Annotated in this window: 1 protein-coding gene; it reads left to right on the top strand. The window is 44.1% G+C overall.

Annotation, left to right across the window (positions count from 1 at the left end; all coding sequences use genetic code 11):
• The coding region (locus tag KDK18_RS00485; protein ID WP_257252416.1) for a DUF4116 domain-containing protein at nt 1-1,557 on the top strand (1,557 nt) is incomplete at its 5' end.
• Nucleotides 1,558-1,633: the final 76 nt, after the last annotated feature.

Below are 1,633 nucleotides of genomic sequence, written 5' to 3'. Positions count from 1 at the left end.
TGGCTGAGAGATTGCCAGACCTTGCTGGATAAATTGCAAAAACTGACCCAGCCCATAGCTGTTCGCAATATTTGTTCTGCCCACGACCTGATTTACTGGCTTCATCAGCGATTTGTGAGCGCTCTCGCCCCGGTCGCAGAAGCATCAGGGCAGGGACAAATTACCAAAATCACAGCAAATAGAACACTGATTGATTTACTCCCACAAGGAGTTGCCGGACTATTAAACGACAATTGCATCTGTGTACTGAGAAAACTTGGCATAGTAAAGCTACGCATGCTTAATATGGTGGATGCCGCTTTTATTAATGCAAACCTCGGAGTGCACGTCTGCACCATAGCAATGCTGGAACAGGCCGAGGGAGGCAAGGGCCGTACACTTCGGCTCGACATCTCTGATCATTTTTCCCAAGACGAGGAAAACAAACACTTACAGGGCAAATTGAAACGCTTCTGGTTTTTGGTCCAGACACTCCGTTGTGCATCGATTGATAGAAGTTCACGGCCAATGTCGATCAGTTTCAATCAAAACGCGGGGAAAATGACCATAGAATACACTCAGGTTGATACCACCTTACAATTACAGATGGGCTTTGTGAAATTGATAACTGTCCTGAGAGGACTGCCCTCGATGGATATATCAATCAACAATTTTAATCGCGGAAACAATACTGATAAGTGGTATTTTGAAACCCTGGTTAAAAAGTGCCAAAACGGGTTGAACGACGCCGTAAATAGCTGGATATTCAAACATTGCCTGGTATTGGATGTCATCAAAAGCCGCAATATACCCTCATATTTCTATGATTTTGCGTTCCTTGATTTTCTGGACGGCGAATACAGGTTATTCCATGGAATGGTCCAACAAGCTGATGATTTTCTTGAGACAACCCAAGGCTCGGCCAGAGGTTCAGATCTTCGTCAAATATTGACTGCTGCTACCGAACACCTTCAGTCAAATTATGCTGCAAGAATGACAAAAGAACTGCTAGCTCACATGGCCATTGAAACCCATTCTCCAAAGATTTTTATTCTACTCTTGCGTGAGGACTTTGATATAGATCACGATAGGGATCTGGTGCTTTTCCTGGTGCAACAAAACCCACACATATTCAGATATATTTCCGACGAATTCAAGGATGATATTGAAATGGCCAAATCTGCAATAGGACAGCAAGGGCTGTTATTAAAATATGCCAGCGATCGTTTCAAAAAAGATAAAGTGCTGGTAATGCTTGCCATTAAAAGTGATGGCTGTGCACTAAAGTATGCCGGTACGGATCTCAAAAATGACCCTGATGTAGTTGTGGCGGCTACCAGAAGACATTTTGATGCCTTTCACTATGCCGGGCAGACAGTAAAAAACAATAAAACCCTCTTGAGAATACTCATTAAGGAAAACCCTAAGGTCATGGACTTTGCTCCTGAGTCCCTTAAAAACGACAAGGACTTTGTTCTGCCACTGCTATCAAGAGATGTCCCCATTTACGAATACCTTAGCGACAGACTGAAATCTGACCCGGATATTCAAGCTGCAGCCCGGAACCAGGACGCCTGATTCAGGCAATAACGCAACAGGCTCTTCCCTTATGTGGCAAAACACCCGCTGTGTCAGGATAGATGTCGCCTCTTTT

The organism is Endozoicomonas sp. SESOKO3, from assembly GCF_024606255.1.
Note: the sequence above shows the minus strand (reverse complement) of the source record. Positions and strands in the feature narration are given on the sequence as shown.